General features: G+C 39.4%; 31 protein-coding genes. 25 read left to right on the forward strand and 6 right to left on the reverse strand.

Going from position 1 to position 25,411, the window contains the following annotated elements:
* The first annotated feature begins 43 nt into the window (after nt 1-43).
* Entirely contained in the window at nt 44-940 is an 897-nt protein-coding gene (locus AC59HZ_RS03455) for a 5'-3' exonuclease (RefSeq protein ID WP_496544478.1), read from the forward strand.
* A gap of 51 nt (nt 941-991) precedes the next feature.
* On the opposite strand, the gene sspL is transcribed toward AC59HZ_RS03455, so the two are convergent.
* Nucleotides 992-1,129: a small, acid-soluble spore protein L gene (gene sspL, locus AC59HZ_RS03460; protein ID WP_496544479.1), complete on the reverse strand. Its 138-nt coding sequence runs from the start codon at nt 1,127-1,129 to the stop codon at nt 992-994.
* A gap of 84 nt (nt 1,130-1,213) precedes the next feature.
* Here sspL and AC59HZ_RS03465 point away from each other — a divergent pair, with 84 nt between their 5' ends.
* Both AC59HZ_RS03465 and AC59HZ_RS03470 read left to right on the forward strand, forming a co-directional pair.
* On the forward strand, nt 1,214-1,705 hold the full coding sequence (locus tag AC59HZ_RS03465) for a divergent PAP2 family protein (RefSeq protein WP_496544480.1): 492 nt from the start codon (nt 1,214-1,216) through the stop codon (nt 1,703-1,705).
* A gap of 40 nt (nt 1,706-1,745) precedes the next feature.
* Nucleotides 1,746-2,015, forward strand: coding sequence for a DUF6123 family protein (locus AC59HZ_RS03470; RefSeq protein ID WP_430061564.1), 270 nt, complete (start codon nt 1,746-1,748; stop codon nt 2,013-2,015).
* Between the two features lie 39 nt (nt 2,016-2,054).
* Here AC59HZ_RS03470 and AC59HZ_RS03475 read toward each other — a convergent pair whose 3' ends face one another.
* A complete protein-coding gene (locus AC59HZ_RS03475; RefSeq protein WP_496544481.1) occupies nt 2,055-2,975 on the reverse strand; it encodes a DMT family transporter in 921 nt (306 codons plus the stop codon).
* A gap of 8 nt (nt 2,976-2,983) precedes the next feature.
* Nucleotides 2,984-3,388, reverse strand: a complete 405-nt coding sequence (locus AC59HZ_RS03480; RefSeq protein WP_496544482.1) for an RNase H family protein — start codon at nt 3,386-3,388, stop codon at nt 2,984-2,986.
* A gap of 148 nt (nt 3,389-3,536) precedes the next feature.
* Between AC59HZ_RS03480 and AC59HZ_RS03485 the strand changes: the two genes are divergently transcribed.
* Together AC59HZ_RS03485 and AC59HZ_RS03490 are read left to right on the forward strand one after the other, a co-directional pair.
* Complete coding sequence (locus tag AC59HZ_RS03485) at nt 3,537-4,193, forward strand: reverse transcriptase-like protein (RefSeq protein ID WP_496544483.1); 657 nt, start codon at nt 3,537-3,539, stop codon at nt 4,191-4,193.
* A 21-nt stretch (nt 4,194-4,214) separates the two neighbouring features.
* Nucleotides 4,215-4,403: a zinc-finger domain-containing protein gene (locus AC59HZ_RS03490; RefSeq protein WP_496544484.1), complete on the forward strand. Its 189-nt coding sequence runs from the start codon at nt 4,215-4,217 to the stop codon at nt 4,401-4,403.
* A 43-nt stretch (nt 4,404-4,446) separates the two neighbouring features.
* Here the strand turns inward: AC59HZ_RS03490 and cspD are convergent, their stop codons facing one another.
* The gene (cspD, locus tag AC59HZ_RS03495; RefSeq protein ID WP_430138384.1) at nt 4,447-4,647 is read right to left on the reverse strand and encodes a cold-shock protein CspD; all 201 of its coding nucleotides are present in this window, start codon (nt 4,645-4,647) and stop codon (nt 4,447-4,449) included.
* A gap of 205 nt (nt 4,648-4,852) precedes the next feature.
* On the opposite strand from cspD, the gene AC59HZ_RS03500 reads away from it, so the two are divergent.
* From AC59HZ_RS03500 to mntR, 3 genes are all read left to right on the forward strand, one after another.
* Entirely contained in the window at nt 4,853-5,110 is a 258-nt protein-coding gene (locus AC59HZ_RS03500) for a hypothetical protein (protein ID WP_430061554.1), read from the forward strand.
* Nucleotides 5,111-5,245: 135 nt separating this feature from the next.
* Nucleotides 5,246-7,414, forward strand: a complete 2,169-nt coding sequence (locus tag AC59HZ_RS03505) for a DNA topoisomerase III (protein ID WP_496544485.1) — start codon at nt 5,246-5,248, stop codon at nt 7,412-7,414.
* 94 nt (nt 7,415-7,508) lie between these two features.
* Nucleotides 7,509-7,931 (forward strand): transcriptional regulator MntR, encoded by a 423-nt coding sequence (mntR, locus tag AC59HZ_RS03510; RefSeq protein WP_496544486.1) that lies wholly within the window; start codon nt 7,509-7,511, stop codon nt 7,929-7,931.
* Between the two features lie 29 nt (nt 7,932-7,960).
* Here mntR and AC59HZ_RS03515 read toward each other — a convergent pair whose 3' ends face one another.
* Together AC59HZ_RS03515 and metA are read right to left on the reverse strand one after the other, a co-directional pair.
* Entirely contained in the window at nt 7,961-8,173 is a 213-nt protein-coding gene (locus AC59HZ_RS03515) for a DUF3892 domain-containing protein (RefSeq protein WP_496544487.1), read from the reverse strand.
* 80 nt (nt 8,174-8,253) lie between these two features.
* The gene (gene metA, locus AC59HZ_RS03520) at nt 8,254-9,162 is read right to left on the reverse strand and encodes a homoserine O-acetyltransferase MetA (RefSeq protein WP_496544488.1); all 909 of its coding nucleotides are present in this window, start codon (nt 9,160-9,162) and stop codon (nt 8,254-8,256) included.
* A gap of 226 nt (nt 9,163-9,388) precedes the next feature.
* Between metA and AC59HZ_RS03525 the strand changes: the two genes are divergently transcribed.
* The 17 genes from AC59HZ_RS03525 to AC59HZ_RS03605 all read left to right on the forward strand — a co-directional run bounded on the left by AC59HZ_RS03525 (nt 9,389) and on the right by AC59HZ_RS03605 (nt 25,138).
* Nucleotides 9,389-11,071, forward strand: a complete 1,683-nt coding sequence (locus tag AC59HZ_RS03525) for a formate--tetrahydrofolate ligase (protein ID WP_496544489.1) — start codon at nt 9,389-9,391, stop codon at nt 11,069-11,071.
* Between the two features lie 14 nt (nt 11,072-11,085).
* Nucleotides 11,086-11,622 carry a hypothetical protein gene (locus AC59HZ_RS03530; RefSeq protein WP_496544490.1) on the forward strand — a complete coding sequence of 179 codons (537 nt, stop codon included), beginning with the start codon at nt 11,086-11,088 and terminating at the stop codon, nt 11,620-11,622.
* Between the two features lie 3 nt (nt 11,623-11,625).
* Complete coding sequence (locus AC59HZ_RS03535; protein ID WP_496544491.1) at nt 11,626-12,117, forward strand: glutathione peroxidase; 492 nt, start codon at nt 11,626-11,628, stop codon at nt 12,115-12,117.
* 29 nt (nt 12,118-12,146) lie between these two features.
* Nucleotides 12,147-12,326, forward strand: coding sequence for a hypothetical protein (locus AC59HZ_RS03540; RefSeq protein ID WP_496544492.1), 180 nt, complete (start codon nt 12,147-12,149; stop codon nt 12,324-12,326).
* Nucleotides 12,327-12,408: 82 nt separating this feature from the next.
* Entirely contained in the window at nt 12,409-13,257 is an 849-nt protein-coding gene (locus tag AC59HZ_RS03545) for a DegV family protein (RefSeq protein WP_496544493.1), read from the forward strand.
* Nucleotides 13,258-13,343: 86 nt separating this feature from the next.
* Nucleotides 13,344-13,985 (forward strand): HD domain-containing protein, encoded by a 642-nt coding sequence (locus tag AC59HZ_RS03550; RefSeq protein ID WP_496544494.1) that lies wholly within the window; start codon nt 13,344-13,346, stop codon nt 13,983-13,985.
* The gene (locus AC59HZ_RS03555) at nt 13,982-15,871 is read left to right on the forward strand and encodes an ABC-F family ATP-binding cassette domain-containing protein (RefSeq protein WP_496544495.1); all 1,890 of its coding nucleotides are present in this window, start codon (nt 13,982-13,984) and stop codon (nt 15,869-15,871) included. The genes AC59HZ_RS03550 and AC59HZ_RS03555 overlap by 4 nt, the downstream gene beginning before the upstream one ends.
* Before the next feature lie 27 nt (nt 15,872-15,898).
* Nucleotides 15,899-17,035, forward strand: coding sequence for a conserved virulence factor C family protein (locus AC59HZ_RS03560; RefSeq protein ID WP_496544654.1), 1,137 nt, complete (start codon nt 15,899-15,901; stop codon nt 17,033-17,035).
* Between the two features lie 71 nt (nt 17,036-17,106).
* Nucleotides 17,107-17,541, forward strand: a complete 435-nt coding sequence (locus AC59HZ_RS03565) for a BrxA/BrxB family bacilliredoxin (protein ID WP_496544496.1) — start codon at nt 17,107-17,109, stop codon at nt 17,539-17,541.
* A gap of 54 nt (nt 17,542-17,595) precedes the next feature.
* The gene (locus AC59HZ_RS03570) at nt 17,596-18,369 is read left to right on the forward strand and encodes a class I SAM-dependent methyltransferase (RefSeq protein WP_496544497.1); all 774 of its coding nucleotides are present in this window, start codon (nt 17,596-17,598) and stop codon (nt 18,367-18,369) included.
* A gap of 142 nt (nt 18,370-18,511) precedes the next feature.
* Nucleotides 18,512-19,105, forward strand: coding sequence for a YpjP family protein (locus AC59HZ_RS03575; protein ID WP_496544498.1), 594 nt, complete (start codon nt 18,512-18,514; stop codon nt 19,103-19,105).
* A gap of 105 nt (nt 19,106-19,210) precedes the next feature.
* Nucleotides 19,211-19,792: a TerD family protein gene (locus AC59HZ_RS03580; RefSeq protein ID WP_496544499.1), complete on the forward strand. Its 582-nt coding sequence runs from the start codon at nt 19,211-19,213 to the stop codon at nt 19,790-19,792.
* Nucleotides 19,793-19,870: 78 nt separating this feature from the next.
* Nucleotides 19,871-20,650 carry a TerC family protein gene (locus AC59HZ_RS03585; RefSeq protein WP_496544500.1) on the forward strand — a complete coding sequence of 260 codons (780 nt, stop codon included), beginning with the start codon at nt 19,871-19,873 and terminating at the stop codon, nt 20,648-20,650.
* 77 nt (nt 20,651-20,727) lie between these two features.
* On the forward strand, nt 20,728-21,924 hold the full coding sequence (locus AC59HZ_RS03590) for an HpcH/HpaI aldolase/citrate lyase family protein (protein WP_496544501.1): 1,197 nt from the start codon (nt 20,728-20,730) through the stop codon (nt 21,922-21,924).
* On the forward strand, nt 21,866-23,212 hold the full coding sequence (locus tag AC59HZ_RS03595; protein WP_496544502.1) for a phosphoribosyltransferase family protein: 1,347 nt from the start codon (nt 21,866-21,868) through the stop codon (nt 23,210-23,212). The genes AC59HZ_RS03590 and AC59HZ_RS03595 overlap by 59 nt, the downstream gene beginning before the upstream one ends.
* Before the next feature lies 1 nt (nt 23,213).
* On the forward strand, nt 23,214-24,335 hold the full coding sequence (locus AC59HZ_RS03600) for a cysteine protease StiP family protein (protein WP_496544503.1): 1,122 nt from the start codon (nt 23,214-23,216) through the stop codon (nt 24,333-24,335).
* Nucleotides 24,332-25,138 (forward strand): HAD family hydrolase, encoded by an 807-nt coding sequence (locus AC59HZ_RS03605; protein WP_496544504.1) that lies wholly within the window; start codon nt 24,332-24,334, stop codon nt 25,136-25,138. Before AC59HZ_RS03600 ends, AC59HZ_RS03605 begins: the two co-directional genes overlap by 4 nt.
* Nucleotides 25,139-25,411: the final 273 nt, after the last annotated feature.

A 25,411-nucleotide genomic window follows, 5' to 3' on the forward strand; every position in this document is an offset into this window, starting at 1 on the left:
GTGAACGTGTTGTTTTTCTACCAACAATTTTAGGAGGTCAAAAATGAACAATATTCAAAAACCTTCACTTATGCTAGTTGATGGAATGGCCTTGTTATTCCGTGCTTTTTATGCAACGTCGGTTACAGGGCAATTTATGATAAATTCTAAAGGAATTCCGACAAATGGAATTCATGGCTTTGTTAAGCATTTATTTACCGCCGTATCTTCTTTTAAACCAACCCACCTTGCCATTTGTTGGGATATGGGCAGTAAAACCTTTCGAACAGAGTTATTTGATGCATATAAAGGGAACCGCGGCGAGGCTCCTGTTGAACTTATCCCGCAATTTGATTTAGTAAAAGAGGTCGTTGCCTCATTTGACATACCTAATATTGGACTAGAAGGGTATGAAGCAGATGATTGCATCGGAACCATTGCCAATCAAACCAAAGAATATGCACAGGTTTCGATTTTGACGGGTGATCAAGATATCCTTCAACTCCTTGATGAGAGAATCTCCGTCGTCCTGTTGAAAAAAGGCTATGGGAATTACCATGTACACACGCCGCAAACCTTTTGGGAAGAAAAAGGAATTACTCCAAGGCAGATGATTGATTTAAAAGCTTTAATGGGTGACCCTAGTGATAATTATCCAGGAGTTAAAGGAATTGGTGAAAAGACGGCATTAAAGCTATTGCAGGAATTTGAACATGTTGAGGGAATAATCGCAAACTTGGACAGGCTTTCTAAATCCAACAAAACGAAAATTGAACAGGATCTTGAAATGCTTCATCTATCGAGGAAGCTCGCAGAAATTAAATGCGATGTTCCTGTAAGCTGTACCCTAGAAGAAGCTGGACTGAGAATTGAAAAAGAAAAAGCTTTAAATAAATTAATGGAATTAGAGCTTCGTGGCGTGCAGCGTTTGCTTCCGCTTGATGAAGCATATGTTTCCTAAAAACAAGTAAGATTAATCTGGCTGCCTGTATGTGGGCAGCCAGATTTTTCATTATTTTGTATTTTTCTTCTTGGCTGCATTTTCTAATTTACTTTTCGGTTCCTCAGCAAATTCTGCATCCTGACCGTATCCTTGTGGATTCACACCGTGTGCTTTAACACCTCGACTTGCCCCGACTTTTTTACCCATAAACAATCACCTCCCATTTTGTTAGTATTTCCATAAGGAATAATAAAACTCAGGCTTCCTAACAATAAGGGCAGAGGTGATAAAATGAACAAAGGTGTTTATTTAGCCCTTTTTAGCATTGGACTAGCACAGGGTGTGAAAATTCCTATCCACTATTTTAAAAAGAAGGAATGGCGTCCTGAGCTTTTTTTTGGGACAGGCGGGATGCCTAGTTCTCATTCAGCGGGCGTATCAACCTTAACAACGTATATTGCCTTGCAGCGTGGTCTTCCTACGGTTGATTTTGCTTTATCCCTTGTGTATGGGCTGATTGTCATGTACGATGCCCAAGGGGTAAGACGGCAAACTGGGGAGCTAACCTTAAAGGTGAACTCAATGAATGATTTAATTGAAAAGATTCAAAAAGATGAAAGTGTAGAATTTAAAGAAGAGAAACCCAAGAAGCTGAAAGAAGTGTTAGGTCATCAGCCAGAAGAAGTAATTGGCGGAGCACTTCTAGGGGTATTAGTGGGAATTTTAGGCCATAAATGTACAAAAAAGAATAGAAAAATCCCCAAATTTACGTTAAGATTCTAAAGGGACGCTTTTAGACTGCAGGGAGAGGGATGGAACGTAAATGCGGACGGTGGAAGATTATTTACACTTCTTGAAAGGTAAGGGATTTCAGTTTCAAGAGGATGCCATTGGCTTTATTTTTTTCGGGAAACATTATACAAATGCTTCCGATGAAATCATCAATACGGCTATTGAAATGACTTTAAAAGCGCAAAAAAGCTTTGATGGCAGTTTTTATGTTTCATTGCTGGAAACATTAGCTTCAAATAGGATTAAAACCAGAAGCGGTGCCATAAAGTTTATTAAAGAAAAAGAACTGCTTGCTTTATAAAGAAAAAAACTCCCTTCCGAAATGGAAAAGGGAGTTTTTTCATCCTTCAATACTCTTATTCTTTTTAAGAAAAGGGATTTTGTTAACCGGCATCTCCGCAAAGATCATTCCCATAAAAATAAGTATGCAGCCAAACAATGCACTAACGGAGAGGCGTTCATCGGCCCATAGATAGCCAGCAATTGCAGCAAAAACCGGTTCCATTGCGAAAATTAGAGCAACCCTTGTTGCTGAGGTATATTTTTGGAAATTGGTTTGAATGAAAAAGGCCATAGCAGTGGCAAAAACACTTGTGATAATTAAAGCAAGGATCACTGAATTCGATAATAAACTAGTCATGTTAAAGGAATTTTGCCAATCCTCAAAAAGAAATGAGGAGATCATAGATAAAACGGCAACGGTTGTAATCTGAATGACAGTTAATAAAAGTGATGGATACTTGCTTGAAAATTTACCAGTAAAAATGATATGCATAGCAAAACTAATCGCACAAATAAAAACAAATCCATCGCCGATATTTAATGAACTTACATCCGTCATGGTCAGCAGAAACAATCCAAGTGTGGCGGTAATCACACCTAATAACGCATTCCGGCTGGGCATTTGCTTTAATAAAAACATTGAAAATAATGGAACTAATACGACGCTTAATCCTGTGATAAATCCAGCCTTTGAGGTGGTCGTATATAATAGGCCGATTGTTTGGGTCACATAGCCAAGGAACAGCCAAAAACCAATAAGAACCCCTGATTTAATTAATTTGAAATTCAAAAATTGTAATTGTTTTCTCTCAAAAATAAGCAGGCAAATAATGAGTAATATTGCTGCAATGAAGAATCGGATCCCGTTAAAAGCAAAGGGGGCGAGAAAGGTGATGGCATTTTGCACTAAAACAAAAGTAGTTCCCCATATTAATGTGACAAGAAGCAAACTTAAATCAGCATAGATAGGTTTTTTCATGGTGTTGATTACTCCCAAATTTCATTTTTTTGAATGCCCTGTCTGGCAAGCTCATCAGCTGTTTTGTTTTCAGCACTTGGTATCCACTTCATAAAAAATAAATCAATCCGTTTAGCTAATTGCAATGCCGTTTCAAGCAAAGGAGAATAAAGTTTGTTTTTGACAAATTCCTTTTCAACAGCCTTGTTAACTAATTCGGAGTCAGTCCGAAAGGAAACAACAGAGTCGGCAAATCCCTTTTCTAAGCAAACCTCTAACGCTTTAATAAAAGCGTGAAATTCCGCTTCATGATTTGACATAACTCCGAGGGGAATTGAATATTTTTCAACTATTCCGTTTTCTTTAATGAAAATACCTGCACCGCTAGGACCAGGATTACCGGCACTGGCGCCATCAATGTAGACCTCAATCAATTTACGATTCCTCCATCAATGTAATAATGAAATTTTACCATATATTAAAACAGTTCTGCAGGAAAATATTTTTTATATGGCACAAGTGGGTATGATAAAAAGGAATATATATAATGGTAAATGAAAATTTCATGAAGGACTGAAAACAATGAAATATAGGCTCGAGTGGTATCATAAATTAAAAAGTAATGAAAAAGTCCAATTCTCATCTGATTGGGTTTCTGGAGAAAATGCCATTGAGATAGGAGAGGATTTGGAGCGCTCTGGGAAAATAACGGATTTGTATTTTTATGATGAAAAAGGAACGTCTTGGATTTTAAAGGAAATGAGAAAACTGTTAACAGAAATCGAAGAGGATCCACATGATATTACTGTGTTTTTTGACGGCGGCTTTCAAAAGGAAACAAATGAAGCAGGTCTCGGAGCGGTTATCTTTTTTAATCAAGGGAAGAAGAAATATCGGATTCGCGCTAATGAGCGATTTAATGAAATGGAAACTAACAATGAAGCCGAATATGCTGCCTTTTATTATGCTTTAAATATTTTAGAGGATTTAGGCGTTAAACATTTATCCTGTGAATTCAAGGGGGACTCCCAGGTTGTGATAAAACAGCTTGAAGGGGAGTGGCCGTGCTATGAACCATCGTTAAACCGCTGGCTTGATCGAATCGAGGAAAAAATCAAAGCACTTGGTCTTATGCCAAGATACACGGTCATTCCAAGAAAAGATAATAAAGAGGCAGATAAACTGGCTACTCAAGCACTTGAAGGAAAAGAAATCTTTGCCAAAACATTAATCCTATAAGATTGGGGGTGCACGGAATTAGTGAAGGATCAAGCTAGAAAAGAGCTCTTAATTCAGGTCGAACACATGATAAATCATTACTGTGAAGGCTGTTTTTTGCATCATTATATGAAAAAAGAAGGCGGTCGGAGGGCAGCACACCGTTTTTGTATATCACAATGCACCGTTGGAGAAAAGCTGAAGGAGTATGGGAAAAAACTGACGAATTAAAAAGGCTGACGAAATCGTCAGCCCTGAATGGTTATTATTAGGATTATAGTTTTACAACGTTAGATGCTTGTGGTCCACGGTTTCCTTCAACGATTTCGAAAGAAACTTCTTGGCCTTCTTCTAATGATTTGAAGCCTTCGCCTGTGATAGCGCTGAAGTGTACGAATACATCGTCGCCGCCTTCAACTTCGATAAAACCAAAACCTTTTTCATTGTTAAACCATTTTACTTTACCGTTTTGCATGTACTTCTTCCTCCTAAGCCTTTCAAGACACCCCTATTGGTGCCAAAGATGAATATTATCATGTTCGGTTCATGATGCTTTAAATATACAATAAGGGAAATGGACAGTCAAGGAATGGCAGCGGTTTTTTATCCAATTCATAACATAAAATTCCTACTTTTTCATATGTTTAATTAATAAATTATACATGTTTGGTGGGGATGTCATGTATCGATTTTCGATTGACGGAGACGAATGGATCTTAAGATTCTCACCACAGATCACGATTGAGGCAGCTGAAAAACAGGCAGTTTTGATGTCCTTGCAGCAGATTAGTGATAAACTTGGAAATTTCTCGCATGGGGATGCATTTATTATGTTTAACAGGAATATCGGTGCGATTGTCTTTAATGTAGAAAGAATTCCATCATTTATATTAACCGTTTCAAATATTATTTCAGAAGAAAATTGGTATATTCAGTAGATCATGGATAAACGTAAATCTTTCCGGCTATCTCACCGGAAAGGTTTTTTTATGGATATGATTATTACTTTACGGGGATAGTTCGATATAGGTAAAATGAAAGCGGAGATGTTTAATCAAAAGGGGACAATTATTATGAAGCTAATTATTGCTGAAAAACCAGATCAAGGTTCAACGCTGGCTTCCATCTTTAAGCATAAAAAACAAAGCGGCTTTATTGAAATTTTTCCAAATGAACTTTTTTCAAATGGTGCCTATGTAACGTGGGCAATTGGCCACATTTGCCAATTAGTTCCTCCGGAAAAATATCAGCCTAGCTGGAAAAAGTGGTCCTTGGATAATTTGCCGATCATTCCAGAACAGTTTGAATATGAAGTTACGAAAGATAAGGCTAAACAATTTGCGGTTATTAAAAAGCTAGTTTCAAATCCTGCGGTAACGGAAATTATTCATGCCGGTGATGCTGGGCGTGAAGGGGAGTTGATTATCCGCAATATTTTAAGAATAACAAAATGCCATAAGCCAATGAAAAGGCTTTGGATTTCATCCTTAACCGCGAATGCCATTCGAGAAGGATTTAATAAGCTGCTCGATGAAAACGATACACGAAGCTTATTTTTTGAAGCCTATACACGTGCATGTGCAGACTGGGTGGTTGGGATGAATGCATCCAGACTTTACAGTCTGCTTCTTCAAAAACAAGGTTTTTCGGATGTATTTTCGGTTGGAAGAGTTCAGACACCTACATTAGCTTTAATCGTTAAGAAGGAATTAGAAATAGAAAATTTTAAGTCTGAACCGTTTTGGGAGGTTCTGGCTCATTTCTTTATAAATGAAAAAAGGTACATTGGGAAATGGCAGAATGATGGTGAAACTCGTGTAAATAAAAAGGATCTGGCCGAAAAGGTTGCTGCATTTTGCCAAGGCAAGCCGGCTGAAGTTGCGGACGTGATCTCCGAGCGAAAAGAATTTTTCCCGCCTTTGTTATATAATCTTTCTACTCTCCAGGCAGAGGCCAATAAATTATTTAAGTTCCCGCCGAAAAAAACGCTGGATGTTTTGCAAAAACTCTACCAAAAAGGAAATGTTTCTTACCCACGCTCTGACTCACGTTATGTGACAAAGGAGGAAGCGGGCACCTTCCCGGAAATTCTCAATAAATTGGGTCAGCTAAAAGATTACCAAGGCTTTTTCCCATTGCCGATTTCCTCAATTGCAGATAATAAACGATATGTAAATGAAAAAAAGGTGACAGATCACTATGCCATCATTCCAACAGAGCAAATTCCAAATATTGAAAAGTTAGACCCGGACGAGCGAAAAATATATGATTTAGTGGTTAAAAGTATTCTAGCAATTCATTACAAGAAAGCCATTTTCGAATATACCACCGTTTCAACCCTTGTAGATGGACGAGCAGAGTTTATCTCGAAGGGAAAGGTTCAAATTGAAGAAGGCTGGAGAAAGGTCCTAAAACCGAAAGACCATGATGATGACCCTGCCCTGCCGCAGCTAGCAAAAGGGGAGCAAGGAATTACCGAAAAAGTAGAAGTGAAAGAAAGCCAAACACAGCCTCCAAAGCGTTATACAGAAGGGCAGTTAATAACCTTAATGAAAACGGCTGGCAAACATATTGAGGATAAAGAATTAGAGAAAATTTTGGCGAAGACGGAAGGACTCGGGACTGAGGCAACTAGAGCAGGTATCATTACGATGCTGAAGGACCGGCATTATATTGAAGTAACCAAAAATTTAGTGTATGCCACTGCCAAGGCTAAAATATTAATCGGTGCCATTGGTCAAGAGGTACTTGCCTCACCGGAAATGACAGCAAAGTGGGAGCAAAAGCTAAAAGAAATATCAGACGGCTCCGCTTCACCGAAGCAATTTATGGAACAGACAAAAAAGATGGTATTGCACTTAATAACATCCGGAACTGGTCAAGCTAATAATTGGTCCTTTTCAGATGACGTGAAGGAAAATTTTACCCCAGGGAAGAAAACAACAAAGACCCGAAGTTATACAAAACTAGGTCCTTGTAAGAAATGTGATGGGTCGATTGTCGATAAAGGCAGCTTTTATGGCTGCTCTAATTATAAAAATAATAAGTGCGATTTTACCATTTCCAAAAAAATTCTTGGAAAGAACATAACCCAAAAGAATATTAAAATGCTTCTTAAAGAAGGCACAACAGAACTGATTGAGGGATTTACAACTAAAGATAAAACCTTTAATGCAAAGCTTTATCTCGATGAAAAGGAGCAAAAAATTAAATTTATTTTTGCTGAGCCTGCACCAAAATAAATGACCGTGGGATTTGTTTCAGAGATAAATAGCCTTGTCACTCGTTTTTATCTATAGTAAACTTTTAATGATGATGGACAATGGAGGGTAAGGGATGCCAACACCGAGCATGGAAGATTATATTGAACAAATTTATAATTTGATTGAAGAAAAAGGATACGCGAGAGTCTCTGATATTGCCGAAGCGTTATCTGTACATCCCTCCTCAGTAACAAAAATGGTTCAAAAGCTGGATAAAGATGAGTATTTGGTGTATGAAAAATATAGAGGACTCAGTTTGACCCCAAAAGGCAATAAAATTGGCAAGCGGCTTGTTTTTAGACACGAACTGCTTGAACAGTTTCTAAAAATTATTGGAGTTAAAGATGAAAACATTTATGTTGATGTCGAGGGAATCGAGCATCATTTAAGCTGGGATTCCATCGACCGAATCGGGGACTTAGTTCAGTTTTTTGAAGAGGATTCGAACCGGATGGAAGCATTGAAAGAAATTCAAAAACAAAACGAACAAAATTAAAAGAAGCACCTGGCCGAAGCCGGGTGCTTTTAAAATAAGTTCGGATAATCGTCGAATGACTGAGAGGACTCTGGTGTTAACGATATTGTTCCATCAGCACCTTGAACGGATGATATTCCATGGATTTGACCCGTTTCTGCCTCCAATAAAGCCTTCCGATAGGATATTATCCGTCCTTCAGAAGTGACAAAGCTGATAATCTCACCAGAATGATTACGATGCAATGCGACTATTGTCTCCACGATTATTCCTCCTTTTCGATATATTCTTTCTATATCTTACGCAAAATAAACCAAAAAGCACCGGCAAACGCCGATGCTTTCTAATCCCAATTAAATGGGGTTTCCTGATAGACATAATAATTAAGCCAATTTGAAAAGAATAGGTGGCCATGGGAACGCCAGCGGTTGATTGGCGGCTGGGTTGGGTCATTATTTGGAAAGTAGTTTTCAGGCATATGAATCTCTAATCCTTTGTGGAGATCGCGATCGTATTCCTGTGCAAGTGAATCAGATTCATATTCTAAATGACCAGTAATCATAACATGCTTTCTATCTCTTGAAGCAATTAATAAGGCCCCTGCCTGCTCGGAAGCAGCTAGCAGCTTTAGTTTCGGATTCCTTTTAATCGCTTCAATAGATACATCTGTATACCGTGAATGAGGGGCATAAAATTGATCATCAAACCCTCTAAGTAAAATATCATTTTGTTCGAAAATTCGATGAGCATAAATGCCAGAACATTTACGAGACAATTCAAATTTATCAATCTCATAATGGTGGTAAAGTGCTGCCTGCGCGCCCCAGCAAATATGTAAAGTGGAAGTTACATTTTTATTAGTCCAATCCATAATTTCTTTTAGTTCAGACCAATACTTCACTTGATCAAACTCTAAAAGTTCAACTGGGGCACCAGTAATGATCATCCCGTCAAATTTCTGGTTTTGAATTTGCGGAAAGGTAGTGTAAAACTGTTCAAGATGCTGTTTACTTGTGTTTGTAGATTCATAAGAGTCTGTTTTTAAAAATTTAACATTCACCTGAAGGGGTGAATTACCCAATAATCTTAACAGCTGTGTTTCCGCTTTTTCCTTTTCAGGCATTAAATTTAAAATGAGTATATTTAATGGCCTGATGTCCTGACTTGTAGCACGCTCATTGTCCATGATAAAAATATTTTCCTGCTCTAAAATTTCCCGTGCAGGCAGTTGCTGTGGAATGTTAATAGGCAAGTGACCAACCCCTTTATTATTAAAATAATATATTTATTATTACAACGGTTCACCGTTGTCCGTCAATGAATATTTAAAAAATTCATTATTTTTTATTATAAACATTATTATATATTCAGCAAAGATAATAATTTGTTCATAATTAACATTCGGTATGAAAACGCTTTTTTGATACAATATAGTCGTAGTTATTCTAAATGCTGAAATGTGGGGGATTATGGTGGTAATGAAAACAACAGTTAAGTCCGATATTGAAATTGCCCAAGAATCAAAAATGCAGCCAATTATCGAGATCGCCAAAAAAATTGGTTTAGAAGAAGATGATCTTGAGCTGTTTGGAAAATATAAGGCGAAAATTTCGAATGAAGCTTTAGCCAAAATCAAGACAAAAGAAAGCGGAAAAATTATTCTTGTGACCTCGATTAATCCTACACCGGCGGGTGAAGGTAAATCGACCGTAACTGTTGGATTGGGGGATGCCTTCAATCGTATTGGCAAGAAAGCAATGATTGCGATGCGCGAGCCATCATTAGGACCAACAATGGGAATAAAAGGCGGGGCCACTGGCGGAGGATATTCACAGGTTCTTCCGATGGAGGACATCAACTTGCATTTTACGGGAGATCTACATGCGATTACGACGGCAAATAATGCCCTTGCAGCTCTTATAGATAACCATCTCCAACAAGGAAATGAACTTGAGATCGATCAGCGGAGAATTGTTTGGAAACGGGCTGTTGACTTGAACGATCGGGCCTTAAGAAAAGTGATAATCGGCCTTGGCGGTCCTCTGCAGGGTGTACCGAGAGAAGATGGCTTTGATATTACAGTTGCCTCGGAAATTATGGCAGTCCTTTGTTTAGCTACTGATTTAAAGGATTTAAAATTACGCTTATCACGAATGGTCGTTGCCTATAAATACAATAGGGAACCTGTTACAGTGGGTGATTTAGGTGTTGAAGGAGCCTTAGCCTTGTTATTAAAAGATGCGGTAAAACCAAATCTTGTCCAAACCATTGAACATACTCCTGCCCTAATTCACGGCGGGCCGTTCGCAAATATCGCCCATGGCTGCAACAGTGTGATTGCTACAACGGCTGCGACCAATCTTGCCGATTATGTCATTACCGAAGCGGGCTTTGGTGCTGACTTAGGAGCTGAGAAATTTTTACATATAAAATCCAGAAGTGCCGGCATAAAACCGGAAGCGGTTGTCATTGTGGCGACAATCCGGGCTTTGAAAATGCATGGCGGTGTTGCGAAAACGGAATTATCGAAAGAAAACATTCCTGCTTTAACGCTTGGATTTGCGAATTTGCAGAAACACATTGAAACCATTAAAAGCTTTGGACTGCCAATTGTGGTGGCAATTAATAAATTTGTCTCTGATACTGACCAAGAGGTGGAGACTTTATTAGAGTGGTGTAAACGCGAAAACGTTCCGGTTGCCTTAACAGAGGTTTGGGAAAAGGGCGGGGAAGGCGGTATTGAGCTTGCTGAAAAAGTTTTATCCGTCATTGATAAGGAGGAAAATAAGTTCCACTCTTTATATGACCTCTCTGATTCCATCGAAAAAAAGGTAAGGGCAATCGTCCAGCAGGTATATGGGGGAAGGGATGTTGAGTTCTCCCCAAAAGCGAAAAAACAATTGCTGGATTTTGAAAAATTCGGCTGGTCCAGTTTAGCTGTCTGTATGGCAAAATCACAATATTCCTTATCTGACGATCCTTCCAAGTTAGGGAGACCAACGGATTTCACTGTAACGGTCCGGGAATTTAAACCATCAATTGGCGCTGGATTCATCGTTGCCTTAACAGGAGAAGTAATGACAATGCCGGGACTTCCCAAAAAACCAGCAGCATTGAATATGGATGTGGATGAAAACGGCAATGCGTTAGGCCTTTTCTAAAGGAGAGAAATGAGATGTTTGATCCTACTGCCTTTGATAATATCAAAGTAGTTATTGAAGGTGCGCTTTATGACTTTGACCTAAGCGGTGAAATCATTATTACAGACCGAAATGATATCATAAACATGGCAAAAATGTCGCGTTCGTTTGACCTATCCTTTCAATTGCCAGCAGGTACTGTTACTGCCAAAATTGAAATGGAATCCAAGCTTGTTAATCTGGCAGCTGAGCTCTTGCCCAGCTCACTGCCAGAAAAGCTTGCCGGAAGCTATGTTAAATTGCAATTTTTCCTCGAACATTTGGAAAATCCCTCAGATTTTCAAGCGATTGAAACAATATTTTTAGATATTTGGGGCGAAAAGAGGAAAATTACTCAATCTGTAGAATATAATCCTTTAAACAAACCTAGAAAAATCAAAAATACTATTGCGATTGATTTTGAAAGAATAATTGGTGAAGAGCAAATGGATGATTTGATTGAAATGACTGATTTTATGGTCACCACAATGGAACAGCTGCAGGCATTTGTGGTGACAGGAAATAGGGGGTAAAGGATGACAATTTATCAGTTTAGCGCTAAAACGATTGATGGACAAGAGATTTCGCTTAAGCAATATGAAGGGAAAGTTGTACTTATTGTAAACACGGCAAGCAAATGTGGTTTCACCCCTCAATTTAAGGACCTGCAAGAACTTTATGAAACCTATAAGGATAAGGGGTTAGAAATTCTTGGGTTCCCTTGTAATCAATTTATGAACCAAGACCCTGGCAGTGAGGAAGAAATTAAATCCTTTTGCGAATTAAATTATGGTGTAACGTTCCCAATGTTTGCAAAGGTGGATGTTAATGGGGTTTATACCCATCCATTGTTTAGATACATAAGGGAGCAAACTCCTGGTTTGTTAGGCCTTAATACCATTAAGTGGAACTTCACCAAATTTTTAGTCGATGCAAATGGAAACGTCATTAAGCGTTTTGCCCCTCAGACAAAACCAAGTGAAATTGCAAAAGATATAGAGACATTACTTTCAGTAAAACCGGCCTAATCAGCCGGTTTTATTTTTTATTATTGGCTGTGTTAAAGGTCACTGTTGATTTTTTAACACTGTTGATTGGAGTGGAAGGCGCGAGACTCCTGCGGGAGTACGGGACAGGGGAGACCCCGCAGGCGCTAAAGCGCCGAGGTGGCTCCCCAAACCGCCCGCGAACCGCTCGCGCCTGGAGCGGAAATCAACAGATTAATTTAACACATTAAATATTTACAATATTCAAAAATAAAGGTACGATGGTTTTAACTTAGTATTATGACCACATACTAATAATAGGGGGAGATGGCCTTGGTCAATACAGCATGGGTAACAGATAGCACTGCTTATTTAGATAGTGAATTAATAAATCATCCAGATGTGTATTCCATTCCATTATCGATTGTATTGGATGGAGAGGTGTATGCAGATGGGATTGATTTGACTCCAACACAGTTATTTGAAAGATTAAAACATTTAAAAAATCCTCCCACCACCTCACAGCCATCTATAGGTGCATTCCAGGCTTTGTATGAACAGCTTGAAAAGGATTATGATCAAATCGTCAGTGTCCATCTTTCAGGCAAACTAAGTGGTACAGTATCCTCAAGTGAGCAGGCAGCAAGCCTTGTAAATATTCCAGTAACAACCTTTGATTCGAAGATTCTTACTTATCCTATGTCGGCTTTACTCAAAAAAGGGATGAACCTGCTTGAAACGGGCACCGTGCTTGAAGAGGTCATTGAGGAAATGGAACGGATTAGGGATACGAATGAAACCTATGTTCTGGTTGGCAGCCTGGAACAGCTTCATCGCGGCGGCAGGATGACAGGCGTCCAATTTTTCCTGGGAAGCTTGTTAAACGTAAAGCCGATCATATCGATTGAAGATGGTGCGCTGAACGTAAAAGAAAAGGTCCGTAGTGAGAAAAAGGCAAAGGAAAAAATCCTCGATTACTTTAGGATGGCGTATGAGAAGCAACAATTTAAAGAGGTGTATATTCTTTATGGCCTACATGAAGAACATGCGGAGGAATGGAAAACTGAAATTGGTAAGCAATTTCCTGAATTAAACGTGGTTGGTTGCCCATTAGGTGCAGTCATTGGTGTCCATGCAGGTGAAAATACCTTGGGCATCAGCTGGCATAATGGTTTCAAATAAGATTGGATTGATAACCTCGAGCATTCGGGGTTATTTTTTATGGTTTATTCATGATAAAATAGCAAGGATGAAGGTAGGTGCTTTAAATGGTCATAAAACAAACCGAAGAATTTGTTCGACATGAATTAGGTGAAGATGCAACAGGCCATGATTGGTTCCATGTTGACCGTGTCCGTCGAAACGCTTTACATATTTGCACGGAAGAAAAAGCTGGAGATCCGTTTATCATCGAAATGGCGGCGCTTCTGCATGATATACCAGATGAAAAATTAAATGAAAGTGCGGAAAAAGGCAATCAAAAACTTGAATCCTTTTTAAGCTCAGTCTCAATAACGGATGCGGATAAAAATCATATCGTAAAAATTATTGAATCGATTTCATATAAAGGCGGAAGAAAAACCACGCTAGAATCTATCGAAGCAAAGATTGTTCAGGATGCTGATCGATTGGATGCCATTGGGGCAATTGGAATTGCCAGAGCGTTTGCATATGGCGGGAAAAAAGGACAGCCTATTTACGATCCTAACATTTCGGTAAGAAAAGAAATGAGTTTGGAAGAATATCGAAAAGGAAAATCGACAAGCATCCATCATTTCTACGAAAAACTATTGAAATTAAGGGATCTTTTAAATACAGAAGCTGCCAAAAATATGGCCTCAGGCCGTCACCAAATGATGGTCTTATTTTTAGAACAATTTTACCAAGAATGGGATGGGCAAGACTCATGAAAATGCTAACAGTTGAAAATGTGTCAAAAACCTATGGGGAGAAACAACTCTTTAATGATATTACCTTCACGATTAGTGAAAAGGAACGGGTAGGCTTGATCGGGATAAACGGGACAGGCAAATCCTCTTTATTAAAAATAATTGCAGGTGTTGACGTTGCTGACGAAGGTAAAATTATCACTGCAAAGGATTATTCCATTTCTTATTTAGACCAGCAGCCCGAATTGGATGCGGACAAGTCTGTCCTCGAACAAGTCTTCCATGGTGATGCGCCCATTTTAAAGTTAATGCGGGAATACGAAAAAACATTAATGGACCTGGATCAATCTCCAGCAGATACAAAGGTTCAGGAACAACTTTTTCAATTGCAAAAGCAAATGGATGCGCTAAATGCTTGGGATGCGAGTACGAATGCTAAATCGATTTTAATGAAATTGGGAATCGAGGATTTTACAAAGAAAATTGGTGAGCTTTCTGGTGGTCAGAAAAAACGTGTCGCCTTAGCACAGGTATTGATTGCTGAACCTGATTTACTTATCCTTGATGAGCCCACTAACCATCTGGATTTTGATTCCGTTAAATGGCTGGAGGATTATTTGAGCAGATACAGTGGTTCGATTTTGCTGGTCACACATGATCGCTACTTTTTAGACCGAGTTGCCAATCGGATGTTTGAATTAGATGGCGGCAATATATATAGCTACAAAGGAAATTATGCGGCTTTTTTAGAAGCAAAGGCGATTCGTGAAGAAAATGAAGCAGCTACCTTTGAAAAAAGAAAAAACCTGTTCCGGCGTGAGCTAGAGTGGATCCGGCGCGGCGCCAAAGCAAGAACAACGAAGCAAAAGGCGCGTATTCAACGCTTTGAAGCACTGGATGAAAAGCTTGCATCAGGTAAGCCTTCAAGCGAGAAACTTGATATTTCGTTAAATGGCAGCAGACTTGGCAAACAGGTTTTTGAACTGAAGGATGGATCCAAACGGTATGCGGAAAAAACAATCTTAAATCATTTTGATTTATTAGTGAAGCCGGGCGATCGAATTGGTATCATTGGCAGGAATGGTGCGGGGAAATCAACCCTTTTAAATATTCTCGCTCAAAGAATTCCCCTTGATAAAGGTGAGTTCATCATGGGACAGACCGTGAAAATCGCTTATTATACGCAGGAAAGCGAAGACATGGATGAAAATAAACGGATGATTGAATATATTAAGGAAACTGCTGAGATTGTGGAAACATCGGATGGCAAGACAATCTCGGCGGCCCAAATGCTTGAACGGTTCCTGTTTCCTCCGTTTACACATGGAACGCCTATACGTAAGTTGTCTGGAGGGGAAAAGCGTCGTCTTTACCTGTTAAAGCTTTTAATGACTGCACCAAACGTTCTCTTACTGGATGAGCCGACTAATGATTTAGATACACAAACCTTGACCGTCCTTGAAGACTATCTCGAAGAATTCCCTGGAGTGGTGATTACCGTTTCCCATGACCGCTATTTCCTTGATAAAGTAGCTGAGCAGCTGCTTGTTTTACGTGGTGAAGGGATCATTGATTCCTTTTATGGAAGTTACACAGAATATCTTGAGAAAGAAACGGCTCTTGAAGCAGAGAAAGCTGTGAAAGTTTCGGCACCAGCTCCTAAAGCTCCTGAAAAGGAAAAAAAGAAAAGAATGACCTTTAAAGAGAAAAAAGAATGGGAAGAAATTGATGAGGTCATTGCTAAAACCGAGGCAAAGATCGAAGAAGTTTCGGAGGAATTAGGGAAGTCGGGCAGCGATTTCACAAAAGCTCAGGATTTAATGAAACAGGAAGCAGAATTGAACGAAAAACTCGAATATTTAATTGAACGATGGTCATATCTAGCTGAATTTGCGGAAAACGAATAAAGAAATTTTACGAATAAGGTGATTTTGTTGAAAATAAAGGCGATTGAACCAACGCCAAGTCCGAATACAATGAAAATTATTTTAGATCAAGAACTGCCAATGGGGAAAAGCTATAATTTTAAAAAAGAAACGTCTACAGAGGCTCCTCCTGTCATTCAGGCAATCCTTCAAATAGAAGGAATCAAAGGTGTGTATCACGTTGCTGATTTCTTGGCTGTTGAAAGGAATGCCAAATTTGATTGGAAAGTATTGCTCCCTCAAGTCCGTCAGTCGTTTGGAGAAGCGGCAGGCGAATCTAACGAGACAGAAAACCGGGTAAACGAGCATTTCGGTGAAATTAAAGTAGAAGTCCAAATGTTTAAAGATATTCCCCTCCAAGTGAAGTTAACCGATGGCACGACCGAAAAACGCTTCGGAATGCCTGAATACTTCTTAAAGGCAAGAGAAAAGGCGCAGCTCCATGACGAAAACTATATTTTGTTAAGAAAATGGCGAGACCAGGGTGTCCGTTACGGAGACTTCGACCAAATAGGTCAGGACGTGGTGGAAGAATTAATTGCCGCCTATCCTCAAGAACGATTAGAAGCACTCGTTGAAAGTGCTCAGCAAAAAGATTCTATTACAAAAGCAAAACCAACCCTCACCCGGAAAAAGGTAACACTTGAAGCGCTGGCTAATCCTGACTGGCAGGTACGCTATCAGCTGCTAGAGCAAATGGATGATCCTGAGCTCGAGGATTTACCGGTCCTCGAAAAGGCATTAGCGGATGAGAAGCCATCCATTCGCAGGCTAGCCACGGTCTATCTCGGAATGATAAAAGACCGTGCAGTATTGCCGCTATTATTTAAAGCCCTGAAGGATAAGACTGTCACGGTCCGCAGGACAGCGGGAGATTGTTTTTCGGACTTGGGATTCCCTGAAGCAGCCGATGAAATGATATCGTCCCTTAAAGACTCAAGCAAACTTGTCCGCTGGCGGGCTGCTATGTTTTTATATGAAGAAGGGGATGAAAAGGCTCTGTCAGCTCTAAGAGCTGCTGAAAATGACCCGGAATTTGAAGTCAGCATGCAAATCAAAATGGCGATTGAACGAATCGAAGGCGGGGAAGAAGCCAAGGGGTCTGTCTGGAAACAAATGACCGAAGCAAGAAAATCAGAAAACTGATTTCAAAATTGCATTAGAAAGAGAAAATATAGTATTCTAACACTGGAAAACTTATAATTGGAGGGATTATTATGTCAATGGCATATGAAGAATACATGAGACAAATGGTTTTACCGATGCGACAAGAGTTAACACAGGCAGGTTTTCAGGAGCTTTCTACACCAGAAGAAGTAGAAAATTTTATGGAAAATGTTAAAGGTACATCACTAGTGGTTGTTAATTCTGTCTGTGGATGCGCGGCAGGCTTAGCACGCCCGGCAGCAACTCAGGCTGTATTAAATAGTGACAAAAAGCCGGATCATTTAGTGACAGTATTTGCAGGACAGGATAAGGATGCAACGGCAAAAATGCGTGAATATTTCGAAGGGATTGAGCCTTCCTCACCTTCAATGGCCCTGCTAAAGGACAATAAGGTCGTTCACTTCATCCCGCGTCATGATATCGAAGGTATGCCGCTCGAATTCATTATGGAAAATTTAAAGTCTGCTTTTGAAGCAAACTGCTAATGTGGATGTCAATTGACATCCTTTTTTTATAATTTAACCATTACGAGGTAAGAAATGTTTGTTACTACTTCAGGAAGACCAACACAACAATTAAATGAAAAAGCAATGAACATCGCCACTCGGCTCGAAGTTCCCTATATTCCAAGAAAGAAAAGGTCCGTCCAGCTTTTACAAGGAAACTTGGACAGCGATTGCCTGGTGGTTGGAAAAGAGCGTCTGGAATTATTTCAAAAAGGGGAACATGAACCTTTTTTCTTTCATCCAAATTCAGCGATGTTTCGGATCAAACGACTACTGCGAGGTGAACATGATCCATTTGCTGACGCAGCTAAGCTATCAAAGGGTATGACCGTCTTGGATTGCACATTAGGACTAGCCTCCGATTCGATCGTCGCAAGTTTTCTTGTAGGCAGAGAAGGTTCTGTTACGGGAACAGAAGGGCAAAAATACTTGGCCTATATTGTAAAAGAAGGGCTAAAAACCTGGGATACAGGGATTCCTCAAATGAATGAAGCAATGGAAAGGATCAATGTCATTCAAGCAGCTTCACTTGACTATTTAAAAGGTCTAAATGATGCCTCTGTGGACTGTGTATATTTTGATCCTATGTTTGAAGAGAGTATTATTGGGTCAGTTGGAATCAAGGCGCTAACCCATTTTGCCATTTATAACGATTTGGATGAAGAAACGATGGAAGAAGCTTTACGGGTGGCCAAATTTCGCGTGGTCCTTAAAGACCATTTTAGAAGCAGCCGATTCGAAAGATACGGCTTTCAAGTGTTTCGCAGACAAAATGCCAAATTTCATTTTGGTTATATTGAAAAATAAAACTGAGACAAAAGCCGGTCTCAGTTTTTCTATTTTTATTAACAATCTGTTCTTTTCCATTTTTGTGAAAATGGAAGTATAATAGTTTGTATAGGCAAATTTTAAATCAACAAAATTCTCAATAGAATTTAGGTGAAAGAATATGAAAAAATGGCTCCGTAAATCACTTTTTGTCACGGTATCTATTTTAACTTTCGGTCTCGTCACGCCAACACAGCTGATGAATGCCGTAAATGCAAACAACTTGAGCGAGCGGGATGTCTTCCAGACACCGGCCCCAGCCAACAGTTTCTCGCAAACTACCGCCTACCTAGAAGAATCAGAGTTTGATAGAGAAAAGTTTATGCAAAATTTATTGAAGCAGGCAGAATTACAATCATACCAAAAGTTTGGCAGCAAAATTAAACCAGTTATCGAAGATGAATTTCGTGAAATCATTTTACCTAATATTGAAATCGCCTTGAATCAAACAGCTGGCCAATTTCCTGAAGAGGATTTAATAAATCTCACAATCACTGAGCATCCCGGAACGGGACATTCGGAAAAAATATTTAATATAAAAAATGAAATTGATGGAAAAGATATTCTACGATTTCATGTTCGAAGAGATAATCCGCCGCAGGCAGGCTACTGGTTTAATTTTCATTACCATACTTATCATGATGAGTTTCAAAATCATAATGAACTAGGATCCATCTATTGGGATAAAAATACTCCGCCAAAATGGATGAGTTAACTCGAGTACATTTGCTAAATGGCAAAAAAAATATTTATATTATAAATGAAACTTTTTTAAGAAAGACTCGTAAATAGACTATTACCTAAAATGGAGGAATGAAAAATGGCAGTAAGTTTATCAAAAGGGCAAAAGGTTGATTTAACAAAAACAAATCCAGGACTAACAAATGTTGTGGTTGGACTTGGATGGGACACGAATAAATACGATGGTGGAAATGATTTTGACTTAGACTCTTCAGTATTCTTGCTCGGGGAAAATGGAAAAGTGACGAATGAAACCGACTTTGTTTTCTACAACAACCCTAAAGGTGCAAATGGTGCCGTTGTACATACAGGAGATAACCGTACAGGTGACGGTGATGGGGATGACGAACAGGTTACCATCAATTTAACGGCTATTCCTGCAAACGTTCAGCGTATCGCATTTACGATTACCATTCATGATGCGGCCAGCCGTAACCAAAACTTTGGCCAGGTTTCTAATTCATACGCCCGCATTTTTAATGAATCTACAGGTGAAGAACTTATCCGTTATGATTTAGGGGAAGATTTCTCAATTGAAACAGCTATCGTTGTCGGTGAATTATACCGTCACAATGGTGAGTGGAAATTCAGTGCCATTGGCAGCGGCTATCAAGGCGGTTTAGCAGCACTGGCAACAGACTTTGGATTACAGGTTGGTTAATTTTAAAAATTAAGAGACCCGGCGTTCGGCTGGGTCTTTTTACAAAATTTCGCATATAAACTAGGAGGAATTTCTTTAATGTCAGTTTTGCAGGGGATTATTGACACATATGCTCAATTTTTTGATTTGGATATGTGGGGAAAGGTATTAACCGATCCGGTCAGTTGGGGACTTATTGGTACACTTATTATATTAGAAGGGTTACTATCAGCGGATAACGCCCTTGTTTTAGCCGTCATGGTCAAGCATTTGCCGCCTGAAAAGCGGAAAAAGGCATTATTTTATGGTTTAATTGGGGCTTATGTTTTCCGTTTTATCGCAATTGGAATCGGGGTTTACCTCATTGAGCTATGGTGGGTGAAGGTCCTTGGCGCCGCATACCTTGCATGGTTATCAATTAAGTATTTTATTGATAAACAAAAGGGTGGAGAAGATGCCGGTGATGAGGAGGCAGAAGGAATTAACCAAAAAGGGTTATTGATTCGCCTGTTTGGTACTTTCTGGGGAACAGTAGCATCCGTTGAATTAATGGATATTGCCTTCTCCGTAGACAGCGTCCTTGCCGCATTTGGAGTGAGTAACGAAGTGTGGGTATTATTAGTTGGCGGTATGCTCGGTGTGTTAATGATGCGAGGTGTGGCCGGTGTATTCTTAACCTTGATTGATAAGGTACCTGAGCTAGAAACATCTGCTTATATCTTAATTCTGATTATTTCCGTTAAGATGTTCCTCGGTGTCTTTGATATTCATATTGAGTCACTTTACTTCTTTATCATCTTACTGTTAACATTTGGAGCGACATTTATTGTACACTTCATGAATAAGAATAAAGAAGGCAGCAAAGAAAGTAATTCATAACATAGTTGCTTTAATATTAGGGAGCTGACGAGAGTCCGTCTCCCTTATTTTTTACCTTTAAAGAGAGGTATTTAAAAATGAGGTTTTTTACATATTTTTATGATAATGAAATGGATCATTATTTTTATCAAAAGCCGCAAAGTTTTAGTAAATATTCAGAGCGTGAGCTGTTATCCTATGGTTTGGGAGCCACCCTCTATATGCCTGCAACCCGGCCGAATATACATCAGGAAATTCTCTCAAAAAAGCACGACGGGTTAACTTCGCTTGTGATTGACCTTGAGGATGCGGTAGGGGACAAGGAAGTTCATCGCGCTGAAAGACTGCTGATTAGGGAGCTGTTACATTTATTCGGAGAGTTGAATAAAGGGTTTTTAAACTTTGAAGATTTGCCGCTTATGTTTGTGCGGATTCGGGACCTTGAGCAGCTCAAACGAGTGACGGAACAGCTGGGCGATGCTATACGTCTTTTGACAGGAGTTGTACTCCCAAAATTTAATGCTGAGAATGCTGAAAACTTATTAAGCGAGGTGCAGCAGCTTCATACCGAGCAGCATCCATTTTATGCAATGCCCATCCTTGAAACAGCAAAGGTTATTCAAAAAGAAACAAGGATGGAAGAATTATTATCGATAAAACAGCAGGTCGACCGTTATAAGGAAAATATTCTAAATATTCGCATTGGTGCGACCGATTTTTGTGGATTATATGGGATCCGCCGAAGTGCTGATACGACAGTTTACGATATTGCGGTATTAAGAGATTGCATAACTGATATTATCAATGTTTTTCAACGATTCGACAGCTCTTATGTTGTTTCTGGTCCTGTTTGGGAATATTTTTCTGCAAAAAATAGAATGCTGAAGCCGCAGCTCAGACAAACTCCATTTCGTGAACGCTTTGGGGATGAAGGGCTTAAATGGAGAGCTAAATTAATCGATAATCATTTGGATGGACTGATTAGGGAAACGATAATGGATATCGCCAACGGCTTGACGGGAAAAACAATTATTCATCCCTCCCATATCAAGATTGTCCAGTCGCTAAATGTGGTTTCCTACGAGGAGTATATTGATGCAAGTAATATTGTAAAGGCGGCCACCGGTGAAATTGGCGTCATGAAAAGCGAATTCGCTAATAAAATGAACGAGATTAAACCTCATTATTATTGGGCAAAGAAAATCCTATTAAAATCACAGCTTTACGGGGTGTTACATGAAGAATTCACCAACATTGACCTTATTAAAAAAGAAGTATACGTTTCACGTCCTTGACGCCATTAATACGGAAATTGAAGTCACAGAAAATCCCTATCAACTACCTATTGATGCCCTTTTTACGATGGCAGCAAGGATAAATAAAAAACGCTCGTTTTTGTTTGTAAGCAAAGTACTTGGCAAACATTTGCCCATTGATGCAAATAAGGGGCTGGTCACAGCTGCACTTCTAGCAGCCAGATTTATAGAATCTATAAAAGGTTTGGAATTCCGTGAGAAGGAACGGCTTCTTTTCTCCTTTCAGCAGTGTGGAGACTTCGAGGATCATCCCTTTATACCGCCAAATATTAACCCGATTGTGATCGGGTTTGCGGAAACGGCCACTGCCCTCGGACACGCGTTTTTTTCATGCTTTCAAAATGCCGATTATTTTCATACGACGAGAGAAGAACTAGTAGGTCAAACACCTGGGATTACCTTCGAGGAAGAGCACTCACATGCTACTTCACACCGCTGTTATGTAGCGCGGGAACTACTTCAAAATAATAGGGAAATCATTCTTGTTGATGATGAAATGACGACCGGTAAGACGGCAATCAATATTATTCGATCGATTCACGAACAATTTCCACGTAAGGAATATACAGTTGTATCGATTTTGGATTGGCGTTCAGACGAGAACAAAGTGGAATTTTTTCGGTTCGAGAAAGAACTTGGAATTACGATTAAGGTGGTAAGTCTTTTATCCGGAACCGTAAAGGTCCAGCAGTTGATGGGATTGGAAGAACAATCCCATGATTTTAATCAGACTAATCAAATTAAGATGTCGATTGAAGAGGTACGACTAGCCCAACATTTTACATCAAGCCCATTTCATGATAGAAACAACGTTCCATATATAAACGAAACGGGTAGATTCGGGTTAAACAGTGCCGAGCACCTTTCGAATCAACAAAAAATGGCCAAAGCAGCTAAGTTTTTAAAAGAAAAACGGTCAGGTCAAAACACGCTTTGTCTTGGAACGGGAGAATTCATGTACCTGCCAATGAAATTAGCAGCGGGTATGGGGAAGGGCGTCTCCTATCATTCCACTACCAGAAGCCCTATTTATATTGAAGATAGAAAAGGGTATGGAGCAAGATTCGGCCTCACCTTTCCTAATCCTGAAGAATGGGATGTCACACATTTTGTTTATAATATACCGCCAGGATATTATGATGAATTATTTTTATTTTTTGAAAGAGAAGTAGATATTAAGAATCTTCAGCCGTTCTTGGATGCATTAGCACCATTACAAATAGAGTCTGTTAAGCTCGTCTTTTTTTCTAATGCAAGAGGTGAATAATATGCAAAAAACGATCAAAAAGCCAGCGCTTATTGGAAGTTATCGTGAAGATGATGTTCTTTTCTTATTAAAGGATTTAAGTGCCATTAAGCTTGAGGATTCGACCAAAAACCGGGAAGTTAGGATGCAATCAGGCGGTCATTATAGCGAATCGTTGCCAATTGAGTACCAGCCGCCAAAAGAGTATGTTGATTTATTTTGGAAAACCCTTCATGAGTATAAGCGGAAAGTAGCGTTATGTATCGGCATTGTGGCGGAGCAAATCTATCAATTAAAGGGAGAAAGAACAGTTCTTGTTTCCTTGGCCCGTGCCGGAACACCAGTCGGAATCCTCATCAAGCGGTATTTAAAAAGGCGTTACAATCTGTCCCTAAGGCATTATAGTATTTCAATTATCCGTGACCGCGGAATTGACGAAAATGCCATTCAATATATCCTTAACGAACATCCCGATGGAATCATTCAATTCGTGGATGGCTGGACCGGAAAAGGCGCGATTTCAATCGAACTGACAAAGGCCTGTCAGGAATTTGGACATAAGTATGGAATTACCCTAGATGATACGCTCGCGGTTATGGCAGACCCAGGATATTGCACCAAGCTTTTTGGAACAAGAGAGGATTTTTTAATTCCGAGCGCTTGTTTAAACTCAACTGTCTCGGGTCTTGTTAGCCGAACCGTTCTAAATGATCAATATATTGGTCCAGAAGATTTTCATGGGGCAAAGTTTTACAGGGAGCTTCAAGCAGAGGATGTATCAAATGAATTTATTAGGTTAATAGATGAGGAGTTTGCGTATATTGTTGCTGAAGCATATGAACTCTTTATGCAAAAAAGAGATGAGGAAATTGAAGCTGATTTTTTAGGGATGAAGGATGTTAAGAAAATCCAGGCTGAATTTGCGATTGAAAACACCAACTATATAAAACCAGGAGTTGGGGAAACCACCAGGGTATTGCTTAGAAGAGTCCCATGGAAAATATTGATGCGTGATTCTTCCAGTCCTTACGTCCAGCACATTCTCATGCTGGCAAAAGAAAAGGGTGTCGAAGTTGTCGATTACCCTGACTTAAATTATTTGTGCTGCGGTCTAATCAAATCAGTGAAGGAGAAAAATAGATGATTTTTGCCTCTGATCTTGACCGGACGCTTGTTTATTCAAAAAGAGCGCTTGATGAGCTTGGGATTCCGGAAGGGACTCTACTTAAACCTGTCGAAAAAAAAGATGGCAGGTGGGTTGCCTATATGACGGAATCCTCTTTTTTTACGTTAAAGGAGCTTTCCAGTCATAGTTTATTTATCCCAGTGACCACAAGAACGACAAAACAATTTAATCGATTTACAATTTTTACCGAAGATATTTCGCTAAAATATGCGATTACCACAAATGGTGCCAATATTTTATATCAAGGGGAACTTTTAGAGGAATGGTCAAATCATATTTTTCAAACGTTAGCAATGGAGTCGGCATCTCCGGAAGAATTGTTATCGATTGTCGAGAGTGAGGGGTACCATTTTGAGGGGCAATTAAAGCAAGTGGAAAATCTATTTTTCTATTACATATTAAATGGTTTCCCCGATTCCTTTATCAAAAGTGAATTAAATGAATTGGCCGCAAAGTATGGCTGGAGAATTTCCTTACAAGGGAAGAAGCTTTACTTTATGCCGATGGCCATTCGCAAAGGCGCCGCCCTAGAATATATTTGTCAGCTGGAAGGAATGAAGGCGATTGCTGGCGCTGGTGACTCGCTTTTAGATATGGACTTTTTAGATATCTGCCAATATCGTTTTGTCCCTAACCATGGTGAATTGGCCAGCGTGTCCAAGAAACCCGGACTTTCGTTAACCGGAAACTCAGGTGCTTTGGCAGGGGAAGAAATTCTCCAACAGTTTTTAAAGCACTGTTTTACTTTAATATCCGAGTGAAAACAAAATAATAGAGGGAAGAAAAAAGAATAAAGCAAGCAATAAAAAATATTATGGACAGTCCAATCGAATGGAGTACGGGTACCATCAGAAGTGTAAAGATTAAACTGAACACAAGTAAATCCAGATAAATAAAAGCGCTTGCACTCATCACTTCGAGGACGTCATTTATTTCCTCATCGATTAGTTTCATCTTCGGCCGCTTATATAAAAATCGCATTCGTGTCACCTACTTAAGTTTGAGTACTCAAATAATATGTAGGGACAAGGAAA

It is taken from the genome of Neobacillus sp. DZ-9 (genome assembly GCF_059587065.1).

What these genes read in the sequence shown, in the direction of transcription:
- AC59HZ_RS03470 (WP_430061564.1), top strand. Translation starts at nt 1,746, where the DNA reads ATGCGGACGGTGGAAGATTATTTACACTTCTTGAAAGGTAAGGGATTT.
- AC59HZ_RS03455 (WP_496544478.1), top strand. Translation starts at nt 44, where the DNA reads ATGAACAATATTCAAAAACCTTCACTTATGCTAGTTGATGGAATGGCC.
- AC59HZ_RS03565 (WP_496544496.1), top strand. Translation starts at nt 17,107, where the DNA reads ATGTCAATGGCATATGAAGAATACATGAGACAAATGGTTTTACCGATG.
- AC59HZ_RS03465 (WP_496544480.1), top strand. Translation starts at nt 1,214, where the DNA reads ATGAACAAAGGTGTTTATTTAGCCCTTTTTAGCATTGGACTAGCACAG.
- AC59HZ_RS03505 (WP_496544485.1), top strand. Translation starts at nt 5,246, where the DNA reads ATGAAGCTAATTATTGCTGAAAAACCAGATCAAGGTTCAACGCTGGCT.
- cspD (WP_430138384.1), bottom strand. Translation starts at nt 4,647, where the DNA reads ATGCAAAACGGTAAAGTAAAATGGTTTAACAATGAAAAAGGTTTTGGT.
- AC59HZ_RS03550 (WP_496544494.1), top strand. Translation starts at nt 13,344, where the DNA reads ATGGTCATAAAACAAACCGAAGAATTTGTTCGACATGAATTAGGTGAA.
- AC59HZ_RS03590 (WP_496544501.1), top strand. Translation starts at nt 20,728, where the DNA reads ATGAGGTTTTTTACATATTTTTATGATAATGAAATGGATCATTATTTT.
- AC59HZ_RS03475 (WP_496544481.1), bottom strand. Translation starts at nt 2,975, where the DNA reads ATGAAAAAACCTATCTATGCTGATTTAAGTTTGCTTCTTGTCACATTA.
- sspL (WP_496544479.1), bottom strand. Translation starts at nt 1,129, where the DNA reads ATGGGTAAAAAAGTCGGGGCAAGTCGAGGTGTTAAAGCACACGGTGTG.
- AC59HZ_RS03530 (WP_496544490.1), top strand. Translation starts at nt 11,086, where the DNA reads ATGTTTGATCCTACTGCCTTTGATAATATCAAAGTAGTTATTGAAGGT.
- AC59HZ_RS03485 (WP_496544483.1), top strand. Translation starts at nt 3,537, where the DNA reads ATGAAATATAGGCTCGAGTGGTATCATAAATTAAAAAGTAATGAAAAA.
- AC59HZ_RS03580 (WP_496544499.1), top strand. Translation starts at nt 19,211, where the DNA reads ATGGCAGTAAGTTTATCAAAAGGGCAAAAGGTTGATTTAACAAAAACA.
- AC59HZ_RS03575 (WP_496544498.1), top strand. Translation starts at nt 18,512, where the DNA reads ATGAAAAAATGGCTCCGTAAATCACTTTTTGTCACGGTATCTATTTTA.
- AC59HZ_RS03600 (WP_496544503.1), top strand. Translation starts at nt 23,214, where the DNA reads ATGCAAAAAACGATCAAAAAGCCAGCGCTTATTGGAAGTTATCGTGAA.
- AC59HZ_RS03585 (WP_496544500.1), top strand. Translation starts at nt 19,871, where the DNA reads ATGTCAGTTTTGCAGGGGATTATTGACACATATGCTCAATTTTTTGAT.
- AC59HZ_RS03570 (WP_496544497.1), top strand. Translation starts at nt 17,596, where the DNA reads ATGTTTGTTACTACTTCAGGAAGACCAACACAACAATTAAATGAAAAA.
- AC59HZ_RS03595 (WP_496544502.1), top strand. Translation starts at nt 21,866, where the DNA reads ATGAAGAATTCACCAACATTGACCTTATTAAAAAAGAAGTATACGTTT.
- AC59HZ_RS03555 (WP_496544495.1), top strand. Translation starts at nt 13,982, where the DNA reads ATGAAAATGCTAACAGTTGAAAATGTGTCAAAAACCTATGGGGAGAAA.
- AC59HZ_RS03500 (WP_430061554.1), top strand. Translation starts at nt 4,853, where the DNA reads ATGTATCGATTTTCGATTGACGGAGACGAATGGATCTTAAGATTCTCA.
- AC59HZ_RS03525 (WP_496544489.1), top strand. Translation starts at nt 9,389, where the DNA reads ATGAAAACAACAGTTAAGTCCGATATTGAAATTGCCCAAGAATCAAAA.
- AC59HZ_RS03605 (WP_496544504.1), top strand. Translation starts at nt 24,332, where the DNA reads ATGATTTTTGCCTCTGATCTTGACCGGACGCTTGTTTATTCAAAAAGA.
- mntR (WP_496544486.1), top strand. Translation starts at nt 7,509, where the DNA reads ATGCCAACACCGAGCATGGAAGATTATATTGAACAAATTTATAATTTG.
- AC59HZ_RS03535 (WP_496544491.1), top strand. Translation starts at nt 11,626, where the DNA reads ATGACAATTTATCAGTTTAGCGCTAAAACGATTGATGGACAAGAGATT.